We start from the raw sequence: 26503 nt of genomic DNA, 5'->3' as shown, positions 1-26503 counted from the left end.
CGAAGTCGGTAGCGTCGGGTGGCACCGGTTAACCTGGATTCGATGAGTGACAGCGCACCCTCCAGTGGCCACCGGAGCGATCTCCAGGACTCGAAGCCTGCCGGCATCGACTGGCTCGCGACGACTGCCGGCGCGCTCGCTGCCGTCACCTCCGCGCTGCTGCTCTCCACGCTCGGTGCCGTGGGCACCCTGCTGGGTGCCGCGGTCGGCAGCGTCGCGGCCACGATCGGCACCAATCTGTATTCGCAGTGGCTGGCGAAGAGCCGCGAGAAGGTGGCCCGGGCTCAGGCGCTGGCCCGGTGGCGGTCGGCCGGGATCGCCGGCGCGCGCGGGCGATCGAACCCTGTGTCTGAGTCCGTCGCGGAGGCCGCTTCCGTCGCCGAGGACGAGTCCGCCGTGACCACCGACGACGCGGGGCGGGGGGCCGTGTGGCGAGAGCGTCTCCGAACGCTGCCCTGGAAACGGATCGGCCTGGCCTCGCTGGCGATGTTCGTGGTCGTGATCGCCGCGATCACGATCATCGAGCTGCTCGCCGGACGCAGCGTCAGCTCCATGGTCGGCGGTGAGGACCAGCGTACGACGATCTCTGGGGTGACCGGCGACTCCGGCAAGGCAGACCGGAAGCAGCGTCAGGATCCGTCGCCCGGCGCCACGCCGACGCCGGAGGAGTCGTCCAGCCCGAGGGCCGAACCCTCGGAGGACGTCCAGCAGTCGGATCCGGCCGTTCCGGACGAGGGCGAGGCGGAGGAGCCGAGCGCGGAGCCGTCGACAGGATCGAGCGCCGAGCCTCAGGAGCAGCCGAGCGGTGGTCTGAGCGAAGCGCCGCCTTCGGTCGAAGCCGACCAGACGACACCCTGATCCCCCCGGACTCACATCCGGAAGAGGATCTCCGCACCGAGGTCGGTGTTCCCGTAGGAGGTGTACTCCTTGCCCTTGGCCTCGGTGATGCCGCCGGTGGCCGTGACCATCGTGTAGACGACGTACTTGCCGTAGTCCTTCACCTTGAACCAACCCTGGGTGTAGCCGGGCAGGGAAGCCTCGGTGGGCGGTATCACGTGCTTCGGCTCGATCTTCGCGGCGGCTTTCCCGGCGGCTTCGACCGTGCTGAAGTCGTAGATGAAGTGAGTCATCCGCACGTTGTTCTGCTGAGCCTTGTAGGAGACCCGCACGGCGTAGCCGCAGCCGAGGTCACGGACCACGCGCTTGAGCGTCGCTCTGCAGCCCGAGTAGTCCTTGCCGCTGAGGTAGCGGGCCTTCAGCGTGACCGCGCCGTAGGTGAACTCCCACGGCCGGGGGACATCCGCCTTGGAGAGGCGCTCGGGACCGATGGTCGAACGCGAGGTGGCCCCGTCGCTCGGATCGGCCGGCGAGCTCGTCCCGGGCCAGCCGGGCTTGCCGCTGGACTCGCCGCTGACGTCGGAGCGCCCGCCTCCCGGGCTCGCCGAGTCGGTCGGACCCGCCCCGGACGAGGGGGTGTCGCTCGCCGTCGGCACTCCGGCCGTCGTGGCCGCATGGTCCCCGCGGGTGAAGAGGGCGTAGACCACCACACCGCACACGACCACGAGACCGAGGGACACGGCGATGGTCAGGACCTGGCGCAACGGGCCGCCGTGACCGGCTCGCTCCTTGCGAGCGTTGAACGCGGGCCGGTCGCCGCCGTCCTCCACAGACAGCCCGATCAGGCGCTCGTTGTAGTCGAACGGGGCAGACTGCTTCTGCGGCTCCTCGTCAGGCGCGCCCGAACCGGGGGAGCCTGAGGGCGGCGGATACGGCATGGGGTTTGTCTACCATCTATCAGCGGTCGCCACGCCGAAGGTGAGGAAGACGGACGATCTCCTGCCCGGATCCCTCGCTCGAGCAGCGAGATGAACACGAAATACCTACCGTACGCGGCCCGCGACTCGGGCACCTACAACTTCGCAATGCTTTCGCATTCCTCTTCGGCGGGCAAATGCCCGAAAGGGCCGGAAAATGCGTGTTGCTGCACTGCAAGAATCCGAAGACCCAGTCGTTGCAATGCAGATTCTTGGGGAATCGAATGTGGTGCGATCCCGAGGAAAGAACACGAAACTCAGTTACCCGTACCCGGTAAGCCACGAAACCCGTGGTTCGGGTGCCGGAGCCCGTGACCAGCGGGCCGTTCCCCCAGGAGGAGACGTATGAGGTTCGATCGCACCACTTTCCGTCCCCGCACGATCGCCGCGCTCGCCGCGGGTGTGGGTCTCGCGGCCTCCGCCGCCGTCGCCGTCCCGGCTGCCGCCGCGGACGCCGAGTTCAGCAAGGCCGAGGTCGCATCGGTCAAATCGGCTGTCGCCGAGTCCGCTCCGGTCGGCTCGTCGTGGTACACCGACCCGGCCACCAACAAGGTCGTCGTCACCGTCGACGAGACGGTGTCCGCGTCCGAGATCGCCCAGGTCAAGAAGGCTGCCGCCGAGAAGACCAGCCAGGGCGACGAGGCTGTGACGGTCAAGCACACCAAGGGCGAGTTCAGCCCGCTCATCGGCCCCGGCGACGCCATCTACGGCGGCGGCTCGCGCTGCTCGCTCGGCTTCAACGTCAAGGTCGGCGGCGCGGACTACTTCCTGACCGCGGGCCACTGCACCGACGCGGTCTCGACCTGGTACGCGAACTCGTCCCAGAGCACGCTGCTCGGTTCGACCGCGGGCTCGAGCTTCCCGGGCAACGACTACGGCATCGTCCGTTACAACTCCTCGATCTCCAAGAGCGGCGGCTTCACCGCGGGCACCGCTCGGGTCGGCCAGAGCGTGACCCGTGACGGCTCGACCACCGGTGTCCACACCGGCACCGTCACGGCGGTCAACGCGAGCGTCCGATACGCCGAGGGAACGGTCAGCGGTCTGATCCAGACCAACGTGTGTGCCGAGCCCGGTGACTCCGGCGGCGCGCTCTACTCCGGTTCGACCGCGCTGGGTCTGACCTCCGGCGGCAGCGGCAACTGCTCCACCGGTGGAACGACCTTCTTCCAGCCGGTGACCGAGGCGCTCAGCGTCTACGGTGCCACCATCTACTGATCGAGCACAGGTACGCCGCGGGGCGGGGTGGTCTGAACCACTCCGCCCCGCGGCGTACGTCGTTTCGTTGTGGTCGAGAAAGTTTGCGTCGAGCACTGGCGAGGAGGTGCCGACAACGACATACTCACTGTGATCGTGTTCGGGCACGTAGGAGGAACGCATGAGGTTCACCAGGTCACGCAACCGTCTGCTGGCGGCAGCGGTCGGACTAGGGCTGGCGGCCACCGCCGCGGCCTCACCGGCAGTCGCCGCACCTCCGGAGGAGAAGCTCAGCGCGAAGACGCTCGCGGCTGTCCACTCCGCCGTCGACTCCGCGGTCAACAGGTCAGCCCTGTCCGGGATCGCGTGGTACACCGACGAGGACACCGGCAAGGTGGTGATCACCGCGGACTCCACGGTCCCCGCGGCTGCGCTGAGCAGACTGACCAGAACTGCCGGCGTGGATACCGACGCGATCACGGTCAAGCGCACCAAGGGCGAGTTCAAGCCGTTGGTCAGCGCCGGAGATGCCATCTACGGCGGCGGCTTCCGATGCTCGCTGGGCTTCAACGTACGCAGCGGAGGCAGCTACTACCTGCTCACCGCCGGCCACTGCGCCGAGGAGGTGGGGACGTGGTACACCAACTCCCGCGAGACCACCCGGATCGGGCCGACCGCCAAGTCGAGCTTCCCGGGCAACGACTACGCCCTGGTGCGTTACGACAACACCACGCTCAGCCACCCCGGTGGCTACACCATCGGTGATGCTCGGGTCGGCCAGCGCGTCACCCGGGAAGGGTCGTCCACCGGCGTACGCTCCGGCCGGGTCGAGGCGCTGAACGTCTCGGTCCGCTACCGCGGGTCAGGCACCGTCCGCGGCATGATCCAGGCCGATGTCTGTGCCGAGTCCGGCGACTCCGGCGGCCCCCTCTACGCCGGCTCGACCGCTCTCGGGATCACCTCGGGCGGCACCGGCGACTGCTCCTCCGGCGGCACCACCTTCTTCCAGCCGGTCCGCGAGGCCGTCAAGGCTTACGACGTCAGCCTCTACTGAGCCGCTCCGTCGGTCGAGCCCTCCGCTGGTCGAGCCGCCGGAGCCGCTAGGCGGAGGCGTGTCGAGACCAACACAGTTCAGTCGCGCTCCAGGGGACCGTGTTGGTTTCGACACCGGCTTGCTGGCGCTCACCGGGCTCAACCGACGACGGCGGCGTCAGACCGCGACCGGGATGAGTGCCGAGTCCGCGGACTCCTTGATGATCCGGGCGTACGCGTCGAATAGCCGCTGCTCGGAGAGGCGCTGCCGGTTGCGGAAGATGCGCTCGAAGTGCTCCTCGCGCTGGGCGAAGGCGGCCTCCCAGGACTCGGCCATGTCGACCGGGTCGAAGCTCGCGACCAGACGAGGATCGCCGACCATGGCCGGTGCGTCGCCGACGGGGGTGGTCACCGGTACCGCTCCGCAGGCCATGCCCTCGAGCAGGCAGAGCGGCGCGGCCTCGCCGAACGCCGAGGTGAGCGTGATCAGATCGGCGGCGTTGTAGAGCGGCGCCATCTGGCTCTGGATCCCGAGAGCGTGCAGGTTGGTCTCCAGCGCCGGCCACGCGCCGAGCTCCTCGGTGATGAGCTGAGCGAAAGCCGGGTTCTCCGCGGTCATCCCGGCACCGCACATGACCAGGTGGGCGTCGGGGTGCTCCCGGACGAACCGACGCGCGGCGCGGACGAAGAGCGGGATGTTCTTCATCTCGTCGAAGCGCGCCGCGATCATCACCACGGGTGCGTCGCCCTGCACGCCGAGCTCGGCCCGCCTGCCGGTCCGCAGCTCCGCGTCGGTGCGGAATCTGTCGAGATCGACCCCGTTGGGAAAGACCGGCAGCCGTTCCAGCGGGATCCCGGTCGCCTGGTGGTAGGCCAGCTGGGTCGACTCTGCGCAGCACACCGCCGCGGTGAGCAGTCCGGCCCGGTCGAGGTCGGTGAGCTCCTGTACGCCGGCCCCCTGGTGCTCCGGGTCCGAGCGGTGCAATGCCGTGATCAGCGGGGTGCCGGAGGTGCCGACCTTGCCCAGCACGGTGAGCGGCTGCTCCTTGAGGGAGAGCACCACGTCCGCCCGTGCCACCGACTGCGCCACGCGCTTGAGCTGGCTGGTGGTGATCGGGCCCGTCGGCGTACGTCTCAAGGCCCTGACCGGCACGCCGGCCGAGGTCAGGCGTCGGTAGGAGTTGTCCGAGGAGATCCGTTGGGCGGTGAACTCGCGCTGCACCCGGTCGCTCAGGCTCAGGACGCTGTGCCGCTGGGACGTGGTGGCGTCGAGCGAGCGGATCACTGCGGTGTGCAGGATCCGCGCGCCACCGGCGAAGAAGCCTTCGTACAGGGAGAGGACGGAGGGGCCGTCCTCGAGAAACGTCACGGTGGACATGTCGACCTCACTTTTCCGCAGGAGGCAACGCCCGAGCGGTGATGGTGGTGGGGCTACGGCAGAGATATGCGGCTCTGTCCGGACGCTAACGCGTCCGTCGGCGCTTCCCAAGACATCGTCGTCCAGGTGCGAAGGATTTCACGTGATCGTCATCTTCACGCGCGCATTGTGGCGAGAGACGGATAATTTATCGAAACCGGCCGGGAACCGGGTCGATTTACGTTATCGGATGTGGCGTTCATCACGCTATATGTTCACCGAGATTGCTCGGTGAACGGTTGGCGCGGGTCTCGGACGCGCTGGTGAATAGGGGCGCGGAGGCGGCTGGATCCCGCTACGTTCGGGGAGCATGACGACCGAGGTGACGACGTACCGCTATGTCCGTTTCGCGCTGTGCTGTCTGCTCGCCGGGCTGGCGATCTCGGTGGGCGCCGAGACGATCACGAGCGGCGAGTGGCAGACCTCCATCTCGTCCTACTACTACACCCCCGCAGGCCCGGTCTTCACTGCCGTGCTGTGCGCGCTGGGTGTGTGCCTGGTGGTGCTGCGGGGCTATACCGACGCGGAGGACACCGCGCTCAACCTCGCCGGGCTCTCGGCGCCGATGGTGGGTATCGTGCCGACGCCGGAGATCGGACAGGAGATCGACAAGGCGGCCATCGTCAATAACGCCTGGAGCTACCTGGCGGTGATGGCGATCGGCTGGGTGGTCGTGCTGATCTTCGGGCTGCGCAAGCGTGCCGCCGCTGGTGCCTGGCCCTCTCGCTGGGGGCTGATCGGGCTCGTCTCGGTCGCCGGGGCATGGGCCGTCGGCGTGGGCTGGCTGCTGATCGACCAGGAGACCTTCGCGACCAAGGCGCACGGGCTCGCGGCGATCTTCACCTTCACGCCGTTCGCGCTCGCTGTCGTGCTCAACACCGACTGGGGTGTGCGGAAGATCGCGCAGGAGGCCGACAAGGCGCGTACGCGGCTCGACAAGACCTACTGGGCGTTGGTCGTGGCCATGGTGGTCCTGCTGGCGGGCGGCATAGTGCTGGGTCTGGCTGGTTGGGACCACTGGCTGCTCGCGACCGAGGTCTCGCTGCTGGTCTGCTTCACGATCTTCTGGGTCCTGCAGAGCTTCGACCTGATGGACCCGAGGCGGGACGCGCTCACCACGCGCCCGCGTGACCCACTCACCGGAAGTCGATGAGCAGGTCGTCGTCGCCGTTGTCCGGGTCGGTGATGACCCGGGGGAGGCGTACGGCGGTGTCGGTGCGCTTCGCCAACGGCACCGCCGGCGTCTCACCATCGTCGCGCGCCTCGCGGTCGTCCACCTCGACGACCTCGTGCCCGCCGGTGGCGGGGCCCGTCGAGACCACCTGGGCGTGCGGAAGCACCTGCGCGTGCCACGCGCGGCAGTTGTAGGGCAGCTGCATGCCGTCCATGCCGCGGCCGTAGTCGTCGTAGAAGGCCAGCACCTCGCGCCGCTTCTGTTCCTGGGCTTCCTGCCCGAGCCCGGCGATGTTGGACCGCGAGACGGCCAGGTCCTGGATCGTGTGGCGGTCGACGACCTGCCAGTGCCGGAAGGTCTTCGACTCGACCGCCGAGAAGAGGCCGGAGTCGTCCAGGATCGCGACGTGGTCGACGTCGTGGTCGAGATGACCCAGGAGGTTGCCGAGCCTGCGGACCCACGGGATACGGGTGTCCCTGTCGTTCTGGATGATCGCCAGACGGCCCTCGCTCTTCAGGACCCGGGCGATCTCCGCGAGCGCCTTGGCATGGTCGAACCAGTGGAAGGCCTGGCCGACGACGACCACGTCGTAGAGGCTGTCGCCGGTGGGGATCTGCTCGGCGGTGCCGCTGGTGGCGCGTACGTCCGGGAGCTTCTCGGACAGAATGTCGAGCATCGCATCGTCCGGGTCGGTCGCGAAGACGTCGTGGCCCAGGCCGACGAGAACCTCGGTGAGCTTGCCGGTGCCGGCACCGAGCTCGAGGATCGAGCGCGGCTCGTTGCCGATCAGCCACTTCACCGCATCAGTCGGATAGGACGGGCGCCCACGGTCATAGCTGTCCGCCACGCCTCCGAAGGAGCGTGCCGGATCGGGGTTGGCTGGGTCCGTCATCTCGGTCAGGGTAACCCCCGCTTAAGGTTGACGCGTGAAGGACGATCCGCTTGCCCGGTTGGTGTCGCTCGAAGGTGTGGCCTCGGGGTTCGCCGCTGCTCGCGACGGCATCGACGTGATGCTGCGTGACCGGGGGCTGCGGCGTACGTCCCCGGAGACCACCGCCGAGTCGCTGCTGCGCGGTGCGCATGCCTCGGCCGTGCTGGAGGGTTCCGGGTCGACGCTGGCTGAGGTGCGGGCCTCCGGTGGGGACGCGATCGCGCAGGACGCGGTGCGGCTCTCGACCGAGCTGCTCTCCCTGGTGCCGGTGGTGAAGCAGGCGCCGTTGCAGGCGTTCGCGCGGATGCACGCGCTGGCGGCGGGGGCGTCGCTGGAGGCCGAGGAGCTGGGGCGGCCGCGATCGTCGTCGTCGGCCGAGCGGTTGCGGCGCCTCTCCGATCTTCTGCTCGCCCCGACGACGGCTCCGGCGTTGGTCGTGGCTGCCTTCGTGCACGCCGATCTGGCGACGGCGGCGCCGTTCGCATCCCACAACGGACTGGTCGCGCGTGCCGCAGAGCGGCTCGTCCTGGTCGCGCGCGGCGTGGACGAGAAGTCGCTGGTCGTGCCCGAGGCCGGCCACCTGGCGCTGCGCGCGGCCTACGAGTCGAACCTGCGGGGGTTCCGTGAAGGCGGCCAGGCGGGGGCACACTCGTGGCTTCTCTATGCGGCCGAGGCGTACGCTGCCGGCGCCGAGGCCTCGCCGCTGCGCCTGGACGCGGCCGAATAAAAGTGAAGGTGGCACCCGGTGGGTTGTGAGCACCGGATGCCACCACGGACACGAGGCCGTCTGGTTACCAAGCGTGCAAGGTCTGGTCACTGCGTCGGGATTTCTCCCCGGCTACAGCACCCCATCAGATGGGTTGATCGCCGCGTGGGTGCCTTGGCACTCGTGTACGTCTTGTTACGTCATCGTTTCTACGCTGATCGGCGGCGAGATTCAAGGCTGGAAATTCCGCGGGATGAGGAGGATCATTCCGCTCCTGCGAGATCCATACGCGATCCTGGGCGGCGGGCAGGTCAGGCGCCGAGGCGTCGGCGCTTCGTACCGGCCCAGATGACGCCGCCGGCGATCGCCACGGCACCGCCGACGGCCAGCGCGGCCAGGGTCGGTGTCGACGGGGTGAGCACTCGGCTACGTAGTGCGACGGGCTTGTTGAAGACCAGGATGTCCCAGCCGCGCTCCTTGGCGACCTTGCGAAGGTCCTTGTCGGGGTTGACGGCGAACGCGTGCCCGACCTCCTCCAGCATGGGTGTGTCGGTGACCGAGTCGGAGTAGGCGTAGGACTGCTCCAGGTCATAGCCGAAGCGTTCGGCCAGCTGCTGGACCGCGCGGGCCTTCTCCTCGCGGTAGGCGTAGAGCGCGATCTCGCCGGTGTAGCGGCCGTCCTCGATCTCCATCTGGGTGGCGACGACGTGGTCGGCGCCGAGCATCGCGCCGATCGGCTCGACCAGCTCGGTGCCGGAGGCGGAGACGATGATGACGTCGTGGCCCTGGGCGTGATGCTGCTCGATGAGCTGCACGGCCTCCTCGTAGACGAGCGGGTCGACCACGTTGTGGAGGGTGTCGGCCACGATCTCCTTGACCGTGGCCACGTCCCAACCGGTGACCATCTCGGAGAGCGCCTTGCGCATCTTCTCCATCTGGTCGTGGTCGGCGCCACCGACGACATAGACGAACTGTGTGTAGGCCGATCGGATCATGGCCGCACGAGTGATCAGGCCGCCGGCCTGGAAATGCTTGGAGAACGCAAGCGTGCTCGACCTCGCGATGATCGTCTTGTCGAGGTCGAAGAACGCAGCGATGCGTGTCATGGGCACATCGTAGACGCCCGATGGTGGGCCGTTAGTCATCCACAGGGCGGGTTCGGGACAGGGTTATCCACAGGCTCTGGAAATGCGGGTGGAAATGTCGGCGGCCAGACGGATCCTGCTGTCATGACCTCGGAACCTCTCGTCATCACCTCGGACTCGCTGCTGGCCGCTGAGGCGGCCCGCCTGGCTGCTGCCTCCGGCGTCGCCGTCGAGGAGTGCACCGACGCCGTCGGCGCTCTGCGCCGATGGCAACGACCACCGCTGATTCTCGTCGGCGCCGATCTCCTGGTGGAAGTGGCGTCTTTGCGCCCGCCCCGCAGAGACGGGGTGTACGTCGTGGGATGGGGCGCGACCGGTGAGCCGCTGCTCCGGGCCGCGCTCGAGATCGGCGCCGAGACGATGCTGGAGCTGCCCGCCGCCGAGACCGTGGTCGCCGGGCTGCTCGCCGACGTCAGCGACGGCGAGGGCGGCGACGGGATGGTCGTCGGAATCATGGCCGGTTCGGGTGGCGCCGGGGCGACGACGTACGCCGCGGCTCTGGCCAGCCTCGGAGCCGACCGTGGACCGACCCTGCTGGTCGACGCCGACCGGCTCGGTCCGGGTGCCGGCCGGGTGCTCGGCCTGGATGAGATCCCCGGGGTGACCTGGAGTGATCTCGGGCAGACCGCTGGTCGACTGGGTGCCCGTGCGTTGCGCGAGGCGGTGCCGCACATCGGTTCGCTCGGCCTGCTGGGCTGGCCCACGGGTGGCGACACGTCTCCACCGCGACCCGAGATCGCGCGCGAAGTGCTTGCCGCCGCACGTCGAGGCCACGACCTCGTCGTGGTCGACCTGCCACGGGCGGGGGACGAGGGCATCGAGGCGCTGCTGACCGGGTGCGACATCGTCCTCATCGTGGTTCGGGCCGACGTCACCGGCACGGCCTCCGCTGCGCGCCTGATCTCCCGCCTTCCCGAGCGGGACCGGGTGCGGATCGTCGTCCGTGGCCGCGCGGCCGAGCCGGAGGCCGTCGGGCGAGCGCTCGGGGTCCCGGTGATCGCCTCGCTGTCCGACCAGCGCGGATTGTCCGAGGCCATCGACCTGGGGTTGGGGCCGATCCGCTCCAAGCGGGCGCCGCTGGCCCGGGCCGCCGCCGAGGTGCTGACCCGATGCCGCCTTCGTGCCGGGGCGATGGCCGCATGATGGGCGCTCTCGGGGCAGTCGACATCGCCCCCCAGGTCGTCGACCTGGTGCGCGATCACCTGGCGCGTACGCCGGGAGGGCTCACCCCGCACCGGGTCCAGGAAGCGCTCCGTGCCGAGGGGAGGATCGTCGGTGATGCGACCGTGCTCGGCGTCTTCGAGATGCTGCGCCGTGACGTGGTCGGGGCAGGTCCGCTGGAGCCGCTGCTGCGGCTTCCCGGAGTGACCGACGTCCTCGTCAACGGTCCCGACCAGGTCTTCATCGACCGCGGCTCCGGTCTGGAGCCCGCTCCGGTCGCCTTTCCGGACGACGATGCGGTCCGGCGGCTGGCGCAGCGGCTGGCGGCGGGGGCCGGCCGTCGTCTGGACGACGCCTCGCCCTATGTCGATCTGAGACTGGGCGACGGCAGCCGCTTCCACGCGGTGCTCGCCCCGCTGGCACGGCCAGGCACGGTGATCTCGCTCCGGGTGCCGTCGGCGCGGGCGTTCACGCTCGACGAGCTGGAGTCCTCCGGGATGGTCGTCCCCTTCATCGCGGATCTCCTACGGCGGCTCGTGCTGGCGCGCTCCGCGTTCCTGGTGTCGGGAGGAACGGGCAGCGGGAAGACCACCCTGCTGGCGTCGCTGCTGTCGTTGGTGCCGCCTCAGGAGCGGCTGGTGCTGGTGGAGGATGCTTCCGAGCTGCGGCCGGACCACCCGCATGTGGTCGGTCTGGAAGCGCGTCCGGCCAACATCGAGGCCGCAGGCGCGGTCGAGCTCCACACCCTGGTCCGCCAAGCCCTCCGGATGCGACCGGACCGGCTGGTCGTGGGGGAGGTGCGTGGTGCCGAGGTCGTCGATCTGCTCGCTGCGCTGAACACCGGGCACGAGGGCGGCTGCGGGACGTTGCACGCCAACTCCGCCGCGGACGTGCCGGCGCGGGTCGAGGCTCTGGCGCTCGCCGCCGGTCTCGGCCGGGAGGCAGCGCACAGCCAGTTCGCCTCCGGGGTGGACGTGGTCGTGCATCTGCGCCGGCGCGACGGGCGCCGAGTGCTGACCGAGATCGCCGTCCCGTGTCGCGGAGCCGACGGTCTGGTCGGGATGGAGACTGCCTTCTCGGTGGCCGCCGATGACGGTGTGATCGCCGGACCGGCATCGGACCGGCTCGAGGCGCTGCTGGGAGCGGACCGGTGAGCGGGGTGAGCCTCGGGCTGGTCGCCTTGTTGGCAGGGGCTGCCGCCGCGCTGATGCTCCGTCCATCTGCGGCGGTCGGATCGCGATCGCCCGCGTGGCGGGTGCCGCGGTGGACGGTCCTCTTGGTCGCCCTGATCCCCATCGTCTTCCCGGGCAAGGCGGTCGTCGCGGCTGTCTTGCTCGGGATCGCCACCTTCGGCGGGGTCGCCCTGTGGCGGCGCCGCTGTGAGCGGATCGAGGCGGGACGTACGGCAAGCCGGGTGGTCGAGGCCTGCGAACAGATGGCAGCCGAGCTGGCTGCCGGGCACCCACCCGGGCCGGCGCTGTCCCAGCTCGCCGCGGAGTGGCCGGTGGTCGAGCCGGTCGCAGAGGCGCAGCGGATGGGCGCGGACGTCCCTGCCGCCTGGCGGAAGGTCGCCGAGGTCCCCGGGGCGGGCTCCCTTCGTGTGGTTGCTGCGGCCTGGCAGATCGCGCACCAGACCGGCAGCGGACTCGCGGACGCGCTCGACAGGGTCGCGCTCGACCTGCGAGCCGCCGCCGCCACCCAGCGGGTGGTCGACGGCGAGCTCGGCTCGGCCCGCTCTACCGCTCGGCTGATCGCCGGCCTGCCCGTGGCCGCTCTGGCGATGGGCAGCGGAGTCGGCGGCGAACCGCTTGCCTTCCTCTTCGGATCACCGGTCGGACTGGCCTGCCTCGGTCTCGGGCTGCTGCTCGGCTGGTTGGGGCTGTGGTGGATCGAGGGCATCGCGCGCGGGGTCGAAGCGACATGACCGTGACCGTCTGGCTTGTGGCCATCGCGCTCGGGCTGGCGGCCGCATTGTTGCCGGCGCCGACCGCGCGTCTTCCCGGCACGGCAACGATCGTCGAGGGTCGGGACGATCCCGGCGGCTGGATGATGCGCTGGCGGCCACTCCTCGCGCTGCTTGCCGCCGGAGCGGTCTACTCCTTCGTCGGCGGTGCCCCGGGCGCTGTGCTCGCCGCACCAGCAGGTGCCGTCTGCTGGGTGGTCATCGGTCGGGTCGAGCCGGTCGACGTCCGGCGCGAACGCGAGGCGGCCAAGGCTGAGCTGCCGGCCCTGGTCCGTCTTCTCTCCGCTGCGCTCTCCTCGGGCGCGGCTCCGGCCGAGGCCTTGGTCGCGGTGGCGGCAGCGCTGCCCGGGCCAGCGGCTTCCCGGCTCCTGCCGGCGGCCTCTCGGCTCCACCTGGGAGCCGATCCGGAGAAGACCTGGCGGACCCTGGTGGACGATCCCGCCTTGGCGCCACTTGGTCGGGCGCTGGCCCGGGCACAGGCCACAGGTGCTCCGGTCGCGACGACGGTGGAGCGGCTCGCCGACGACCTGACCAGGAACGCCCGCGCCGAGGTCGAGGATCGCGCCCGTGCGGTGGGTGTCAAAGCCGCCGTACCGCTCGGCATCTGCCTCCTCCCCTCCTTCCTGCTCCTGGGTGTCGTCCCGGTCGTCGGCGGCCTCCTCGCCAACCTCGGGATCTAACCCCTCTGCCGTCTCCGCGCTTCGCGCGGTCACTCCCTCGCTCGGCGCGAGCGGACGAGCAAGCTCGCCGCTCGACCTCGCTTCGGTCGTCTCGGCAGGCCTGTTTCCCCTGATCAACGGGCCGATCGCCATCCACAGGGCGGGTTCGGGATCGAGTTGTCCACAGTCACCGAAAGGGCGCTCGCGAATGTCGGTGGAACGGGTCATCGTCGTCTGTGAACGGCCGTACAGATCGGCCATCGACCAGAGAGGACCAACCATGTTCAAGGCACCACTTCGGAAGGACGAGAAGGGGATCACGACGGCTGAGTACGCCGTGGGCACCGCAGCTGGTGCGGGGCTTGCCGGCCTGCTCTACAAGCTGCTCACCGGTGGCCTCGGCAACGACCTGCTCAACAGGCTGTTCCAGCACGTGCTCAGTCTCCTGGGGATCTGAGCCGTGACTGAGCCCAGCTCCACCGAGCTCCGCCTGCGCGCCACCATACGGGCGCGCTGGCGGCGTTGCCGCCGCTCAACAGACGCCCGGTATGCCATCGCGGACGGCGCCTTGCCATCACACCCGTCTGGTGACGCGCGCGACAGCGGCCATCTCGACAAGCTCGATACACCGCATCGGCGGATCTGGGCTCGGTACCAGCGAGACGAACGAGGCGCCGCCACCGCGGAACTGGTGATGGTCATCCCGCTCCTGGTGGCGGTGACCATCGGGTTGGTGTGGTTGCTGTCGGTGGGGGCAGCGCAGATCCAGGTGGTCGACGCGGCCCGCGAGACTGCTCGGGCTGTCGCCCGAGGGGATGACCGCGGCGCCGCCGCTGCTCGCGGCCGCCGGATCGGACCTGCGGGCACCCAGGTGCTGGTCAGCGCTGGGGCCGAGGAGGTCGTGGCCTCAGCGCGGGCCCGGGTCACCGGGCCCGGTGGGATCTTCAGCTGGATGCCGGGGGTGACTGTGCGTGGCGAGGCGGTGGCCGCGACCGAGACCACCCAGGGGGAGCAGTGAGTCCGGTCGGAGCAGCTCGGGACGAGCATGGGTCGGCAGCGCCATTCGCCGTCGGCGCGATCGGGCTGCTGCTCTTCATCGGTGCGGCTCTGGGTGTGGTGGGCGCGGTCTTCGTGGCCCACCGCACCGCACAGTCCGCTGCCGACCTGGCCGCGCTGGCGGGGGCCGACGCGCTCCAGCTCTCCGGTGACGCGTGTGCTGCAGCCGCGAGGATCACCGTTCGAAACGGGGCCACCCTGGAGTCCTGTGAGATCGCAGGAGAGGACGTCACGGTCATCGTGCGGGTAGGAGGGCCGCGTTGGCTCGGTCAGACAGGGGATCCGGTTGCCGAGGCGAGGGCCGGCCCGAGCGAGCCTCGGCCGGACTAGTGGTGCATCCTTCCTGGACGCGCCACTGGAGGCAGCGTCCAGGCGGGGTCGGTCCTGGTCAGGCTACGAGGCTCATCTCGATAGTGTGACCGCCATGACCGCAAGCAGCGCGGATGACAACCGACGGGCACAGGCCCACCTCTATGGTGAGCCGCTCGGTGACTTGATCAAGCGGTGTTCCTCGGTGTTGTCGTTGACGCAGGTCAGGGTCGCCGATCTGTTGGGCATCTCAGCGCCGATGCTGTCTCAGCTCATGAATGCGCGGAGAGTCAAGATCGGCAATCCTGCGGCGGTCAAACGCCTGCAGCTGATGTACGCCGCCGCGTGCCGCGTCGCCGCTGGTGAACAATCGATCGACGATGCCGTACGACAGCTCGAAGCAGCGCGCACGTCGGAGGCGGTCGTCACGCATCACACCGAAGCCGACCCTGCCGCCGTACGCGCAGTATTCCGCGCTGCCGCGTCATCCCAAGAGTTCGTAGCGGCAGCCGAACAGCTGCGTGCGAGTCATCCGGCGATCGCCAAGCTCCTGCTGACGTTCGGCGTCAACGATGGGTGAGGTCTTCGCGGGCCGCTACGAGCTTCTCGAACCCATCGGCGAAGGCGGCATGGGGACGGTCTGGCTCGCCTGGGACCAGCGTGAGGGCGTTCATCGTGCTGCCAAGATGCTGCGCCACAGTGACGCAGCGTCGTTGATCCGCTTTGTCCGTGAGCAGTCGTTCAGGATCGACAGTGAGCATTGTGTGTCACCGCTGGGCTGGTCGGCCGAGGACGATCGGGTCCTGTTCACGATGGACCTCGTCCGCGGTGGATCGGTGCACAGTCTCTTGAAGGACTACGGCCCCTTGCCCGGGCAATGGGCCGCATGCCTGCTCGATCAGCTCCTCGTCGCGCTCGACGCGGTGCACAGTGCCGGGGTCGTTCATCGCGACGTGAAGCCCGGAAACCTGCTGCTGGAGCCGACCGGGCTGGGGCGCCCGCATCTGCGTCTCTCGGACTTTGGCATTGCGATCGCCGCCGAGGAGCCGCGGTTGACCGAGGCCTATCAGCTGCTGGGAACGCCTGGGTATCGCGCCCCCGAGCAGGGCGTGATGAGTGATCCGAGCCCAGCGCAGGATCTGTGGGCGGCTGGCGTCGTACTCATGGAGATGCTGACGGCTACCCGACCTCCCGCAGAAGGCGGAAGCCTGGCGGCGGTCGCTCCTGATGGTGTCGATCAGCGGCTGTGGAATGTGGCCTGCTCTCTGGCGAGCAGAGACCCGGCCCTCCGACCGGCCTCGGCTCTGGACGCCCGTCGCCTGCTTGCGCAGACCGGCCAGGTTCCGCCTGAGGGCGTTGCGCCCGACGACGAGGGCAGGCAGATCGAGGTGCTCGAGCACCTCGACCTGCCTACTCAACCTCCAGCTCAAACCCCTGCTCGAATCCCATGGGCCCGATCAGCGGTGCTCGGCATGTTGGCGACCGTCGTCGGGTTGGGATTGCTGTCGACGGGCGTCTGGATGCTCTTCAGCTGATCTGACGGCGCTTGCGTGTGGTCAGAACGGTGGCGACGATCCCGCCGACCAGCAGGAGCGCACCGATGCCGGTGAGTGTCGCACCCACGACGGGGAAGTCGTCATCGGTTGCCGGGCCCGAACTGGCGGGCTCTTGCGGTTCGACCGCGACGTCCTGGTCGCCGTCCGGAGCGACCGCGTCGCCGTCCTCGGCGTACTCGGGCTCACCGTCGCCTGCTTGGCCGAGGACCTTGACCGTCAGGTCGTACTCGACGACGGCATCTGGGTTGTCGATGTTGTAGCCGACGTCGATGTAGCGATAGCCGGCCAGGGAAGAGGCGACCATGTCTTGGTCGACGACCGAGCGGTTGAGGTAGCTCACCGGGTGGCTGGCCGCGCCCTTTCGCCAATGCCAGCTGTCGACGTTCGGCATGTTGGCGAGTGGAAGGTCCGACCAGTCGTCGGGCATGTGGACGCCGAAGTTGTAGCTCTCGTCGCCGCGGGTCGGGCTGATGATGTTGGGCTCGAACCCGCCATTGACGCTATGGGTGTTGATGGTCTTCTCCGACAGGTCGGCGTCGATCTGCACCTGTAGGCGCTCGCCCCAGTTCAGAGGGATCGCGAAGACCTGACGCTCGCCGGAGCGGATGTCGAGCGTGTAGCTGCCGGGCTCGATCTCGGGGGCGCTCGCGATGCTGGTCCCGGAGACGACCTCGCCGGTCGACTTGCCGGGAGCCATCGGCTCCCACTCGATGGCCTTGTCGGCAGGCGGAAGGCTCTGCTCCGAGCCTTCGGCCAGCGGAGGCTCCTCGAAGACCACGATCTCGACGGGGCTGTCCTCGAGGTCGTTGTTGATCGACTGCTTGATGCTCAGCACCAGGGAGTCGACCGTGGCGCAGCTGTCGTCCGGGTTGGACGACCAGCTGTTGAGGCTCGCGTTCAACAGCCTGACGCCACCGGAGATCCCATCGAACGAGGTGGCGCGGTCACACTCGGTTACGCCGTTGGGGTCGTCGCTCAGTGTCATCAAGAGGCCGGTGCCACCGCCTTTGACTGTCGTACGGGCGGTGGTGCCGACATGGATGGTGGAGCCAGGGACCGTACGCCGGATCTTGTAGAAGGTGACGCCGTCCTTCGTCGGCAACTGGTCGAGGTACTGGCCCACGCCGATCTCGGGCGCGTCCAGCGGGTTCGCCGATCCGGTCACAGGAGTTCCGGAGAAGTCGAAGGGCCGGAAGGCCCGGGTGGAGGTGACGGTGAGCCGTTCGGTGAGCGATTCGGCGTCGTCGGCGTCGAAGTAGCTGCCGTGCCCCGCGTCGGCGATGCAGCGGAGCTTCTTGCGGGTCTTGGCGTCTACCGAGAGACCGACGACATCGATCTTGAGGTCGATGCCGTCCCGGGAGAGCTCTCTGGCGACCTCGCAGGGATCGGGGGAGCAGGTGGGCTCGCCGTCGGAGACCAGGACGATGGTGCGTTTGCCTTCGCTGCCGAGGTCTTTTCCTGCCTGCTGGAGGGCATATCCGATAGGGGTTTCACCGAGGGGCTTGTAGGCCGTGATCGCGTCGCGGAGCTGGTCGCGGTTGTCGGTTCCGGGGGCAACGACCTCTTGGGAGTCGGTGCAGGCTTTGGGCCCGGTGCTGACCTTGGCGCCATAGACCCGCAGGCCGACCTGAGCTTGGTCCGGCAAGGTGTCGATGACATGGCCGAGAGCCGTGCGGGCGGCTTGGATCTTGGTGCCGTTGGCTGCGGGTTCCTTCATCGAACCGGACGCATCCAGGACCAGCTGGAGTCGCTGGTTCTCGGTGGTGTCGGTGTCGTCGGCAACAGCGGGGCTGGTGGTCAGGGCAAGGGCGATGATGGTGAACGCGAGGGCTAGTCGAGGCATGCGACGTGTGGGGGTCACGTATTCTCCTTGTCGGTTCGCTATCGCAAATTTAGCGGGCACCAAATGCCTTTGCAATAGCAAATCCGAGGGTTCTGCGGAGACCCTCCGCGATGCTCCGAAACGAGAACTACGCCTCGTCCTTCGACTCGGGCGTGATGTCCTGAAGCGTCTTGGCCATGGTCCGCATCTCGCGCTTCTGCTTCATGTACTTCATCTGGAGCTTGCCGCCCCACTTGGTCAGCGAGATGCCGAAGAGGAGCAGGACGCCGGCGACGAGGCCGATCACGAAGATCGGCGTCGCGCCGACCGGCAGGCCGAGCATGGTGGCAGTCGGGTCATCGAGGTTGCCGTTGCCGGTCGTGAAGAGACCTAGAACGATGAGGACTGCTGCGACGACGATCAGCACGAGGCCCAAGATCAACATTTCCCCAGACTAGGCCCATCCGGACAGGACCAGCCGCAACAACACGATCGCGCCCTGTTTGTCGAGCGGGTTGTTCTGGTTGCCACACTTCGGCGACTGCACGCACGAGGGGCAGCCGTCGTCGCACTCGCACGCCTCGATGGTCTCCAACGTGGCTCCCAACCATTCCCGGGCGGCATGGAACCCGCGCTCGGAGATTCCGGCGCCGCCGGGATGGCCGTCGTAGACGAAGACGGTGAGCATGCCGGTGTCCGGATGGGAGGCGGTGCTCACGCCGCCGATGTCCCAGCGGTCGCACGTCGCGATCAGTGGCAGCAGGCCGATCGAGCAGTGCTCGGCGGCGTGGGCGGCGCCTGGGATGTCCGCCTGCTCCAGGCCGACCGCCTCGAGGGCCGAGGCGGGCACGGTCCACCAGACGGCGGAGGTTCGCAGCGTACGTTCCGGGAGGTCGAGAAGCTCCTCACCCAGCACCTCACCGCTCGGCTGTCGGCGGCGCAGGAAGGAGACGACCTGGTGGGTGACGTCGACGTCGCCGTACGCCAAGCGGCACTCACCCCAGGCGACCTGCTCCCTCTCGGCGACGATGGAGATCTCAGTGATCTCCCGGGCGAACGTGGAGTAGCCGGGGTCGTCGCGGGAGATGACCGCGACGTTCTCGTCCAGATCGAGCTCGTGCACGAGATAGGTCTCACCACGGTGGACGTAGACGGCGCCGGCGTGCGCGCTCGCGTGTGAGCTCGCCGCGTCGACCGTGCCGACGACCCGGCCGGTCTCCGCCTCGATCAGCTGCACCTGAGATCCGCCCGAGGAGCGGATGTCGGCGAGGTCGGCGGCGCGCCGACGGTCGGTCCAGAACCAGCCCCGCGGCCGCTTGCGCAGCAGCCCCGAGGCGACCAGGTTGTCCAGAATCTCGCGGGCACCCGGACCGAAGAGCGGCAGGTCAGGCTCCGTCAGCGGCAGCTCCTGTGCGGCCGCGCACAGGTGCGGGCCGACGACGTAGGGATTCGCCGGGTCGAAGACGGTCGCCTCGACCGGTTGGCCGAGCAGCGCGTCCGGATGGGTGACGAGGTAGGTGTCCAGCGGGTCGTCGCGGGCGACCAGGATGCCGAGCGCGTCGCCCGCGCCCCTCCCGGCACGGCCGATCTGCTGCCAGAAGGCCGATCGCCTGCCCGGATAGCCGGCCAGCACGACCGCATCCAGACCGCTGATGTCGATGCCGAGCTCGAGGGCGTTCGTCGCCGCCAGGCCCATCAGCTCACCGGAGCGCAACGAGGCCTCGATGGCCCGGCGCTCCTCGGGCAGATAGCCGCCACGGTAGGACGCCACCCGTCCTGGCAACGACGGATCGACCTCAGCGAGCTCGGCGGCCGCGGTCAGTGCGACCTGCTCGGCGCCGACCCTGGAGCGTACGAAAGCCAGCGTGCGTACGTCCGAGGAGACCAGGTCGGCGAGGAGGTCGGCGGTCTCGGCGGAGGCTGCGCGGCGAACAGGCGCACCGTTCTCACCGGCGTACGTCGTCAGCGGCGGCTGCCACAGGGCGATCGAGAGCTCGCCACGCGGCGAGGCGTCGGCGGTTACCGGCAGCACGGGAAGGCCGATGAGGCGTTCCCCTGCGGTCGATGGCTCAGCGACAGTGGCTGAGGCCAGGATGAACGTCGGTGACGAGCCGTAGAACGCGCAGATGCGCCGCAGCCGCCGCAGGATGTGCGCGACGTGCGCTCCGAAGACGCCGCGGTAGTGATGGCACTCATCGATGACGACGTAGCGCAACGAGCGGAAATAGGCCGCCCACCGCTGGTGACCGGGGAGCAGTGACCGATGAAGCATGTCGGGGTTGGTCAGGATGTACTCGCCGAAGTCGCGGGCCCAGTCCCGCTGCTCCCGGGTGCTGTCACCGTCGTGCGTCACCGCGCGCACGTCGATCCCGAGCTCGCGCAGCCCGTTCAGCTGGTCCTGGGCGAGCGCCTTGGTGGGAGCGAGGTAGAGGACGCCGGCACCCCGCTCGCCGCGTGGACCACGTCCGTCTCGGATCGCGGTCAGCGCGGGCAGCTGATAGGCCAGCGACTTCCCGGAGGCGGTGCCGGTCGAGACGATCACGTGGCTGCCTTCATGGGCTGCCTCGGCGGCCACCGCCTGGTGCTGCCAGGGCCGCTCGATGCCGCGAGCGGTGAAGGCGGCGACCACGTCGGCTGCTGCCCAGGTCGGCCAGTCTGCGAAGACCGCCTCTCTCGGCGGGACCTGCTCGAGGTGGGCGAGCCGGTCCTCGCGGCCCGGGACAGCGGCCAGCCGGCGTACGAGATCACCGGTCGCCGTCGTCAACACCTTCGTGATTCTCCCAGAATCCGGGTGACCGCCACGCTTGCGGTCCCGTATCTGGCCACGACGTTGCGAGTTTCTTACGCGCATCCTGGTGAGCCGTGGTTACATTACGATCGACTCTGGGTGTCGGACTCGAGGATGGTCGATACCTGAGCCGGTTGTCTCACGTTCCTTGGCAGGAGAACTTCGAAGTGGATCTGACGCTTGCGACTCGCGAGCTCGACTCGGCCACCGTCGTGGCCGTGGGCGGCGAGATCGACGTCTATACCGCGCCGAAGCTCAGGGACAAGATCACCGAGTTAGTCGCCAGAGGGCACTACGACATCGTCGTCGACCTCGAAGCCGTGGAGTTCCTCGACTCCACCGGCCTCGGTGTCCTGGTGGGTGGCCTGAAGAAGGTGCGCCAGCACGACGGAATGCTCCGCCTTGTCTGCACGCAGGAGCGACTGCTCAAGATCTTCCGGATCACCGGCCTCGCCAAGGTCTTCGACATTCACGCCAGCGCCGAGGGCGCCGCAGCAGGCTGAACCCGGGCGCGCATTAGGCTCCTGGTGTGAGTGACCTCCCGCACCGGCTCCGTGACGCCCTCCAGCAGGCCGACTTCTCCTACGACTCCGTCGCCGAGCTGCTCGGCCCGATCGCCCACAGCGCGCTGAGCCGCAACGAGACCCTGCCGGGCCGGCGGCGCACTCACGGTGGTTCGCCGCTCGAGACCCTCATCCGGCTCTTCCTGCTGCAGACGACGGTGCCGCTCGACCACGCCGAAGCCGCCCTCCCGGGGCTCGTCGACCGGCTGGCCGTCGAGGGGATCCTGGAGCAGTCGGTGGGCGAGGTCGCCGCCCGTCTCGACGTACGCCCGTACGCCACCGACGACACCTCCCTGTGGGTCGTCTCCGACCTCACCCCGGGCCTCGACGGCGGCCCCCAGCGCATCGGCACCGAGCACGTGCTCGGGATCAGCCCAGCCTCGACCTCGCTCGCGCAGTTGACCATCCGAGACCAGGTCGGCACGTCTCTCGACCTCGGCACCGGCTGCGGCGTCCAGGCCCTCCACCTCGCCACCCACAGCAACCGGGTGGTCGCGACCGACGTCAATCAGCGAGCGCTGTGGATCACCGCGTTCAACGCCGCTCTCAACGACGTCGCGGACCGGGTCGACGTGCGCAACGGATCGTTCTTCGAGCCCGTTGCCGGGGAGCGCTTCGACCTGATCGCCACCAATCCGCCGTTCGTGATCAGCCCGGCGACCGGCGAGCGCCTCGTCTACCGCGACTCCGGACTCCCGGGCGACCGGGTGGTCGAGGACATCGTCAAGGCGGCTCCCGGCATGCTCACTGAGGGCGGTTGGTGTCAGATCCTGGGCAACTGGATCATCTCCGAGGACCAGCCCTGGGACGACCGTCTCGAGGGCTGGCTGAGCGACGAGGTCGACGCGTTCGTGGTCCAGCGTGAGGTGCTGGACCCCGCGTCCTACGTCGAGCTCTGGCTCAAGGACTCCGGTCACCACGGCGCTCAGGACTATCTGACCCGCTACGACACCTGGCTGTCGTGGTTCGAGGAGCAGAAGATCGAGGGCGTCGGGTTCGGCTGGATCAACCTGCACCGCCGAAGCGGAGCCCGAGGCAATGTGCAGAGCACCGGCGCGAGCAACCCGAAGCGCGAGCTCCTCGAGTGGCCCTACGACGTCGAGCAGCCGATCGCGCCGGCGCTCAAGGCGTGGGGCGAGGCGGCCCGCGTCGAGGTCACCGAGGACTCCACGCTGGTGCTCGTCGAGGACATCCAGCAGGAGACCCTCGGCCAACCCGGCGCAGAGGACCCCAGCACCGTCATCCTGCGCCAGCAGCGTGGCCTGCGCCGCGCACGCCAGGCGGACACGATCGAGGCGGCCTTCGCGGGCGCGTGCGACGGTGACCTGGCCGTCGGCCAGATTCTCGACGCGCTCGCGCAGATCCTCGACCGCGACCCCGCGGTCGTGCGCAGCAGCTATCTGCCGATCGCCCAGGAGCTGGTCAACGAGGGTTTCCTCCGTCCCGCGCCAGGCACGCCTGGTCCCGCAGCCTGATCAGGCGTCGCCGCACGCTCGAGACGAGCAGATCCGGATAGCCCAGCGGCTCGAGGTCGGGAAGGTCGCGCATGCCCCACGGCCGCTGGGCCTGCCACGGCCAGAAGCCACGGAGCGCGGCCGCCAGCTGCTTGCCGTAGGCCGAGGGCGTCGAGTTCACGCCCAGCCGTTCCTTGAGCTCCGTCGCGGTGACCAGGCCGCCCGGCCCGGCGAGCCCGTTGGCGCCCAGGACCGTCCACACGATCCCGGCCGCCACCTGGGCCGGCTGGGTGGGCCGGTCGACGACCAGCGGGTCGATCTCCCACAGCCGCAGCAGCGCCCGTCGCAGAGCGAAGCCCACCTCCGCTACCGGGAAGTCGGCCGCGACCTCGTCGAGCAGCGCGGCGACCGCCTCCAGCTGCGTACGTCCCGCCGGATCGTCCACGACCGGCAGGTCCAGCCCGTCCTCGACCAGCGGCGCGGCATCCAGCGTGGTGACCGCCTCGTGGCCTCCGCACAGCGCGGCCAACCAGTCCAGGGCGACCTCGTGGTCGGGCCGTGGCGGCGTTTCCGGCTCCGTCCAGCGGGGCCGGGTCAGCTCGGCCTCCAGGCGCTCCAGAATCACGTTGGTCCGGGTGAGAAGCTGCGCACACTCGGCGCACACCAGGTGCTCCGGGGGCGTGGCCAGACCCTCTATGTAGTCGATGTATTCGGTGTCGATCATCAGCAGAGACCTCTCGGTTCAGATGGGTCTCGCCGTCCTCGAAAAGCCACCATACGGACGAGCACCGACAGTTTTCGGACATCGCCGGATGAGACACCGATTTCACGCTCCCGCTCCCCAGCGTGCTAGGTATTGTCTTCGCGGCGCCCAAGGCAACACGCCATGTTGTCCGAGAGCTCAGTGCCGCATGAACCGCGGTGACTGGACCCATGCCGGCTGGAGACACGCGCTAACGTGTCTCGCCAGAGCTTGTCAGTGGTGCCAGGCTCTGCTGCAGTGAGATAAGGACGTCAGTGGCACACAAGTTGGTGATCGTCGAGTCCCCGGCGAAGGCACAGAAGATCGGCGGATACCTCGGACAGGGGTATGTCGTCGAGGCCTCCGTCGGGCACATCCGCGACCTTCCGCAGAGCGCGGCAGACACCCCTGCCAAGATCAAGGACAAGCCGTGGGGGCGCTTCGGCGTCGATGTCGACAACGGCTTCACCCCTTACTACGTCGTGCCCAGCGACAAGAAGAAGCAGATCGCCAAGCTCAAGTCGCTCCTCAAGGACGCCGACGAGCTCTACCTCGCCACCGATGAGGACCGCGAGGGAGAGGCGATCGCCTGGCACCTCCTCGACGAGCTGAAGCCGAAGAAGGGCATCCCGGTCAAGCGGATGGTCTTCCACGAGATCACCAAGCCCGCGATCCTGGCGGCCGCCGAGAATCCGCGCGAGCTCGACATGGACCTCGTCGAGGCCCAGGAGTCCCGCCGCATCCTCGACCGTCTCTACGGCTACGAGATCTCCCCGGTGCTGTGGAAGAAGGTCATGCCGCGCCTCAGCGCCGGTCGTGTCCAGTCCGTCGCCACCCGGCTCGTCGTAGACCGCGAGCGTGAGCGGATCGCATTCCGGACCGCCTCCTACTGGGACCTCGCCGGAACCTTCGACGCCGGCTCGCAGCACGATCCGCGGATGTTCCCGGCCAAGATCACCTCGATCGACGGCGGCCGCGTCGCCCGCGGCGCCGACTTCGGTCCCGACGGCCTCATCAAGAGCGACAAGGTCGTCCACCTCGACCGCGGCCGGGCCGAGGCCCTGGTCGCCGGTCTCGAGGGGCAGACCTACGAGGTCCGCTCCGTCGAGTCCAAGCCCTACAAGCGCAGCCCCTACGCCCCCTTCCGCACGACCACGATGCAGCAGGAGGCCAGCCGCAAGCTCGGGATGAGCGCGTCGACGACCATGTCGGTCGCCCAGCGCCTCTACGAGAACGGCTTCATCACCTACATGCGTACCGACTCCACGACCCTGAGCAGCGACGCCGTCAACGCGGCCCGCGCTCAGGTCAGGGAGCTCTACGGGGCCGAATACCTGCCCGACGCCCCCCGGACGTACGCCTCCAAGGTCAAGAACGCTCAAGAGGCCCACGAGGCGATCCGCCCCGCAGGCGACTCGTTCCGGACCCCGGCGCAGACCGGGCTGGCCGGCGACCAGTTCCGCCTCTACGAGCTGATCTGGATGCGCACGGTCGCCTCCCAGATGAAGGACGCGGTCGGAAACTCCGTCGCGATCCGCCTCGGCGCCACGGCGACCACCGGCGAGGACGTGGTCTTCTCCGCGACCGGCCGGGTGATCACCTTCCACGGCTTCCTGAAGGCGTACGTCGAAGGCACCGACTCCGCCGACCAGACCTCGGACGACCAGCAGACCCGCCTCCCGAACCTCTCCGAGGGCGACAACGTGAACGCCGCGAGCCTCACCGCGGACGGCCACGAGACCAAGCCGCCGGCTCGCTACACCGAGGCGACCCTGGTCCGTGAGCTCGAAGAGCGCGAGATCGGCCGCCCGTCGACCTATGCGAGCATCATCCAGACCATCATCAACCGCGGCTACGTCTTCAAGAAGGGCACCGCCCTGGTGCCCGCCTGGGTCGCGTTCTCGGTGGTCAGACTGCTGGAGGAGCACTTCCCGCGGCAGATCGACTATCGGTTCACGGCGAGCATGGAGGAGATCCTCGACGAGATCGCCAAGGGCGCCAAGGACATGACCACCGAGCTCGGGGAGTTCTACTTCGGCTCCGAGCGGGTCAAGGGCCTCAAGCCCCTGGTCGACGGGCTCGGTGACATCGATGCCCGCGAGCTGGCGACGTTCCCGGTCGGCGACCCGGAGGCGGGGGTCAACCTTCGGGTCGGCCGCTACGGTCCCTACATCGAAGGTCCTGGCGACGACGGCACCCCGCTCGCGGTGCGTGCCAACGTCCCCGACGACCTGCCTCCCGACGAGCTCACCCTGGAGAAGGCCAAGGAGCTCTTCGCCAACCCCGCCGGTGAGGAGCTCAACCTCGGCGTCCACCCCGACACGGGGCTCACCGTCGTCGCGAAGAGCGGCCGGTTCGGTCCGTACGTCACCGAGCAGCTCCCTGAGGACGCGAAGAAGGGCGCCAAGCCCCGCACCGCGAGCCTGTTCAAGTCGATGAGCCTGCAGACCATCACGCTCGAGGACGCCGTCAAGCTGCTGACGCTGCCACGGGTCGTCGGCACTGCCGCAGACGGCGAGGAGATCACCGCCCAGAACGGCCGCTACGGGCCGTACCTCAAGAAGGACAAGGATTCTCGCACGCTGAGCTCGGAGGACCAGCTGCTCACGATCACGCTGGAGGAGGCTGAGCAGATCTACGCCCAGCCGAAGCAGCGCGGCCGTGCAGCCGCCAAACCGCCGCTCAAGGAGCTCGGCCCCGACCCTGTCTCCGGCCAGCCGATGGTGGTCAAGGACGGCCGCTTCGGCCCCTATGTCACCGACGGTGAGTACAACGCCACCCTCCGCGCCGCCGACGACCTGGAGACCCTGACCGCCGAGCGTGCGGCCGAGCTGCTCGCCGACAAGCGAGCCAAGGGCCCGGCGAAGAAGACCACCAAGCGGACCACGAAGAAGACCGCCAAGAAGGCCACGAAGAAGGCTCCGGCGAAGAAGTCGACCGCCAAGAAGACGGCCAAGAAGGCCGCTGCCAAGAAGTCCTGATCAGGTTGTGAAGCTGAGCGCGGCCTATAGGTC

At 68.8% G+C, this 26503-nt stretch carries 25 protein-coding genes; 17 read left to right on the top strand and 8 right to left on the bottom strand.

The features are described 5' to 3' along the window. Positions 1-42 precede the first annotated feature (42 nt). The gene (locus IEY84_RS22650) at positions 43-858 is read left to right on the top strand and encodes a prolipoprotein diacylglyceryl transferase (RefSeq protein ID WP_183549859.1); all 816 of its coding nucleotides are present in this window, start codon (positions 43-45) and stop codon (positions 856-858) included. Between the two features lie 11 nt (positions 859-869). On the opposite strand, the gene IEY84_RS22645 is transcribed toward IEY84_RS22650, so the two are convergent. Then, positions 870-1775 carry a hypothetical protein gene (locus tag IEY84_RS22645; RefSeq protein ID WP_183549863.1) on the bottom strand — a complete coding sequence of 302 codons (906 nt, stop codon included), beginning with the start codon at positions 1773-1775 and terminating at the stop codon, positions 870-872. A 384-nt stretch (positions 1776-2159) separates the two neighbouring features. Between IEY84_RS22645 and IEY84_RS22640 the strand changes: the two genes are divergently transcribed. Together IEY84_RS22640 and IEY84_RS22635 are read left to right on the top strand one after the other, a co-directional pair. Beyond that, on the top strand, positions 2160-3032 hold the full coding sequence (locus IEY84_RS22640; RefSeq protein ID WP_183549865.1) for a S1 family peptidase: 873 nt from the start codon (positions 2160-2162) through the stop codon (positions 3030-3032). 160 nt (positions 3033-3192) lie between these two features. Next, positions 3193-4065, top strand: a complete 873-nt coding sequence (locus tag IEY84_RS22635) for a S1 family peptidase (protein ID WP_183549868.1) — start codon at positions 3193-3195, stop codon at positions 4063-4065. A gap of 156 nt (positions 4066-4221) precedes the next feature. On the opposite strand, the gene IEY84_RS22630 is transcribed toward IEY84_RS22635, so the two are convergent. Next, positions 4222-5421 (bottom strand): glycosyltransferase, encoded by a 1200-nt coding sequence (locus IEY84_RS22630; RefSeq protein WP_183549871.1) that lies wholly within the window; start codon positions 5419-5421, stop codon positions 4222-4224. Positions 5422-5770: 349 nt separating this feature from the next. Between IEY84_RS22630 and IEY84_RS22625 the strand changes: the two genes are divergently transcribed. Next, entirely contained in the window at positions 5771-6613 is an 843-nt protein-coding gene (locus IEY84_RS22625) for a hypothetical protein (RefSeq protein ID WP_183549874.1), read from the top strand. Here the strand turns inward: IEY84_RS22625 and IEY84_RS22620 are convergent. Continuing rightward, positions 6597-7526, bottom strand: coding sequence for a class I SAM-dependent methyltransferase (locus IEY84_RS22620; RefSeq protein WP_221209176.1), 930 nt, complete (start codon positions 7524-7526; stop codon positions 6597-6599). The genes IEY84_RS22625 and IEY84_RS22620 overlap by 17 nt on opposite strands. Positions 7527-7560: 34 nt before the next feature. Here IEY84_RS22620 and IEY84_RS22615 point away from each other — a divergent pair, with 34 nt between their 5' ends. Next, entirely contained in the window at positions 7561-8292 is a 732-nt protein-coding gene (locus tag IEY84_RS22615) for a Fic family protein (RefSeq protein WP_183549877.1), read from the top strand. Between the two features lie 290 nt (positions 8293-8582). On the opposite strand, the gene IEY84_RS22610 is transcribed toward IEY84_RS22615, so the two are convergent. Beyond that, complete coding sequence (locus IEY84_RS22610; protein WP_183549880.1) at positions 8583-9377, bottom strand: HAD family hydrolase; 795 nt, start codon at positions 9375-9377, stop codon at positions 8583-8585. 123 nt (positions 9378-9500) lie between these two features. Here IEY84_RS22610 and ssd point away from each other — a divergent pair, with 123 nt between their 5' ends. The 9 genes from ssd to IEY84_RS22565 all read left to right on the top strand — a co-directional run bounded on the left by ssd (position 9501) and on the right by IEY84_RS22565 (position 16099). Then, positions 9501-10559: a septum site-determining protein Ssd gene (gene ssd, locus IEY84_RS22605; RefSeq protein WP_183549883.1), complete on the top strand. Its 1059-nt coding sequence runs from the start codon at positions 9501-9503 to the stop codon at positions 10557-10559. Then, positions 10559-11731 carry a TadA family conjugal transfer-associated ATPase gene (locus IEY84_RS22600; protein ID WP_183550019.1) on the top strand — a complete coding sequence of 391 codons (1173 nt, stop codon included), beginning with the start codon at positions 10559-10561 and terminating at the stop codon, positions 11729-11731. The genes ssd and IEY84_RS22600 overlap by 1 nt, the downstream gene beginning before the upstream one ends. After that, on the top strand, positions 11728-12501 hold the full coding sequence (locus IEY84_RS22595; RefSeq protein WP_183549898.1) for a type II secretion system F family protein: 774 nt from the start codon (positions 11728-11730) through the stop codon (positions 12499-12501). The genes IEY84_RS22600 and IEY84_RS22595 overlap by 4 nt, the downstream gene beginning before the upstream one ends. Continuing rightward, positions 12498-13220 (top strand): type II secretion system F family protein, encoded by a 723-nt coding sequence (locus IEY84_RS22590; protein WP_183549901.1) that lies wholly within the window; start codon positions 12498-12500, stop codon positions 13218-13220. The genes IEY84_RS22595 and IEY84_RS22590 overlap by 4 nt, the downstream gene beginning before the upstream one ends. A 259-nt stretch (positions 13221-13479) precedes the next feature. Further along, positions 13480-13656 (top strand): DUF4244 domain-containing protein, encoded by a 177-nt coding sequence (locus IEY84_RS22585; RefSeq protein ID WP_183549904.1) that lies wholly within the window; start codon positions 13480-13482, stop codon positions 13654-13656. Positions 13657-13839: 183 nt separating this feature from the next. After that, positions 13840-14217 (top strand): TadE family protein, encoded by a 378-nt coding sequence (locus IEY84_RS22580; protein ID WP_183550022.1) that lies wholly within the window; start codon positions 13840-13842, stop codon positions 14215-14217. Further along, the gene (locus tag IEY84_RS22575; RefSeq protein WP_183549907.1) at positions 14214-14585 is read left to right on the top strand and encodes an Rv3654c family TadE-like protein; all 372 of its coding nucleotides are present in this window, start codon (positions 14214-14216) and stop codon (positions 14583-14585) included. The genes IEY84_RS22580 and IEY84_RS22575 overlap by 4 nt, the downstream gene beginning before the upstream one ends. 94 nt (positions 14586-14679) lie before the next feature. Further along, entirely contained in the window at positions 14680-15144 is a 465-nt protein-coding gene (locus IEY84_RS22570) for a DNA-binding protein (RefSeq protein ID WP_183549910.1), read from the top strand. Then, positions 15137-16099, top strand: coding sequence for a serine/threonine-protein kinase (locus IEY84_RS22565; protein ID WP_183549913.1), 963 nt, complete (start codon positions 15137-15139; stop codon positions 16097-16099). The genes IEY84_RS22570 and IEY84_RS22565 overlap by 8 nt, the downstream gene beginning before the upstream one ends. Here the strand turns inward: IEY84_RS22565 and IEY84_RS22560 are convergent. From IEY84_RS22560 to sftH, 3 genes are all read right to left on the bottom strand, one after another. Beyond that, positions 16092-17981 carry a vWA domain-containing protein gene (locus IEY84_RS22560; RefSeq protein WP_183549916.1) on the bottom strand — a complete coding sequence of 630 codons (1890 nt, stop codon included), beginning with the start codon at positions 17979-17981 and terminating at the stop codon, positions 16092-16094. The two genes, IEY84_RS22565 and IEY84_RS22560, sit on opposite strands and share 8 nt — an antisense overlap. 109 nt (positions 17982-18090) lie before the next feature. After that, entirely contained in the window at positions 18091-18387 is a 297-nt protein-coding gene (locus IEY84_RS22555; protein ID WP_183549919.1) for a hypothetical protein, read from the bottom strand. Positions 18388-18396: 9 nt separating this feature from the next. Further along, positions 18397-20709 (bottom strand): DEAD/DEAH box helicase, encoded by a 2313-nt coding sequence (sftH, locus tag IEY84_RS22550; RefSeq protein ID WP_229788936.1) that lies wholly within the window; start codon positions 20707-20709, stop codon positions 18397-18399. A 188-nt stretch (positions 20710-20897) separates the two neighbouring features. On the opposite strand from sftH, the gene IEY84_RS22545 reads away from it, so the two are divergent. Both IEY84_RS22545 and IEY84_RS22540 read left to right on the top strand, forming a co-directional pair. Beyond that, on the top strand, positions 20898-21233 hold the full coding sequence (locus IEY84_RS22545; RefSeq protein ID WP_165109518.1) for an anti-sigma factor antagonist: 336 nt from the start codon (positions 20898-20900) through the stop codon (positions 21231-21233). A gap of 26 nt (positions 21234-21259) precedes the next feature. Next, positions 21260-22768 carry a DUF7059 domain-containing protein gene (locus tag IEY84_RS22540; RefSeq protein WP_183549922.1) on the top strand — a complete coding sequence of 503 codons (1509 nt, stop codon included), beginning with the start codon at positions 21260-21262 and terminating at the stop codon, positions 22766-22768. Here IEY84_RS22540 and IEY84_RS22535 read toward each other — a convergent pair. Then, the gene (locus IEY84_RS22535) at positions 22716-23471 is read right to left on the bottom strand and encodes a hypothetical protein (protein ID WP_183549927.1); all 756 of its coding nucleotides are present in this window, start codon (positions 23469-23471) and stop codon (positions 22716-22718) included. The two genes, IEY84_RS22540 and IEY84_RS22535, sit on opposite strands and share 53 nt — an antisense overlap. A gap of 293 nt (positions 23472-23764) precedes the next feature. On the opposite strand from IEY84_RS22535, the gene topA reads away from it, so the two are divergent. Next, complete coding sequence (gene topA / locus IEY84_RS22530; protein ID WP_183549930.1) at positions 23765-26470, top strand: type I DNA topoisomerase; 2706 nt, start codon at positions 23765-23767, stop codon at positions 26468-26470. Positions 26471-26503: the final 33 nt, after the last annotated feature.

Origin of the sequence: Nocardioides albus (assembly GCF_014648255.1) — a bacterium.
GTDB lineage: Bacteria > Actinomycetota > Actinomycetes > Propionibacteriales > Nocardioidaceae > Nocardioides > Nocardioides albus.
Note: the sequence above shows the minus strand (reverse complement) of the source record. Positions and strands in the feature narration are given on the sequence as shown.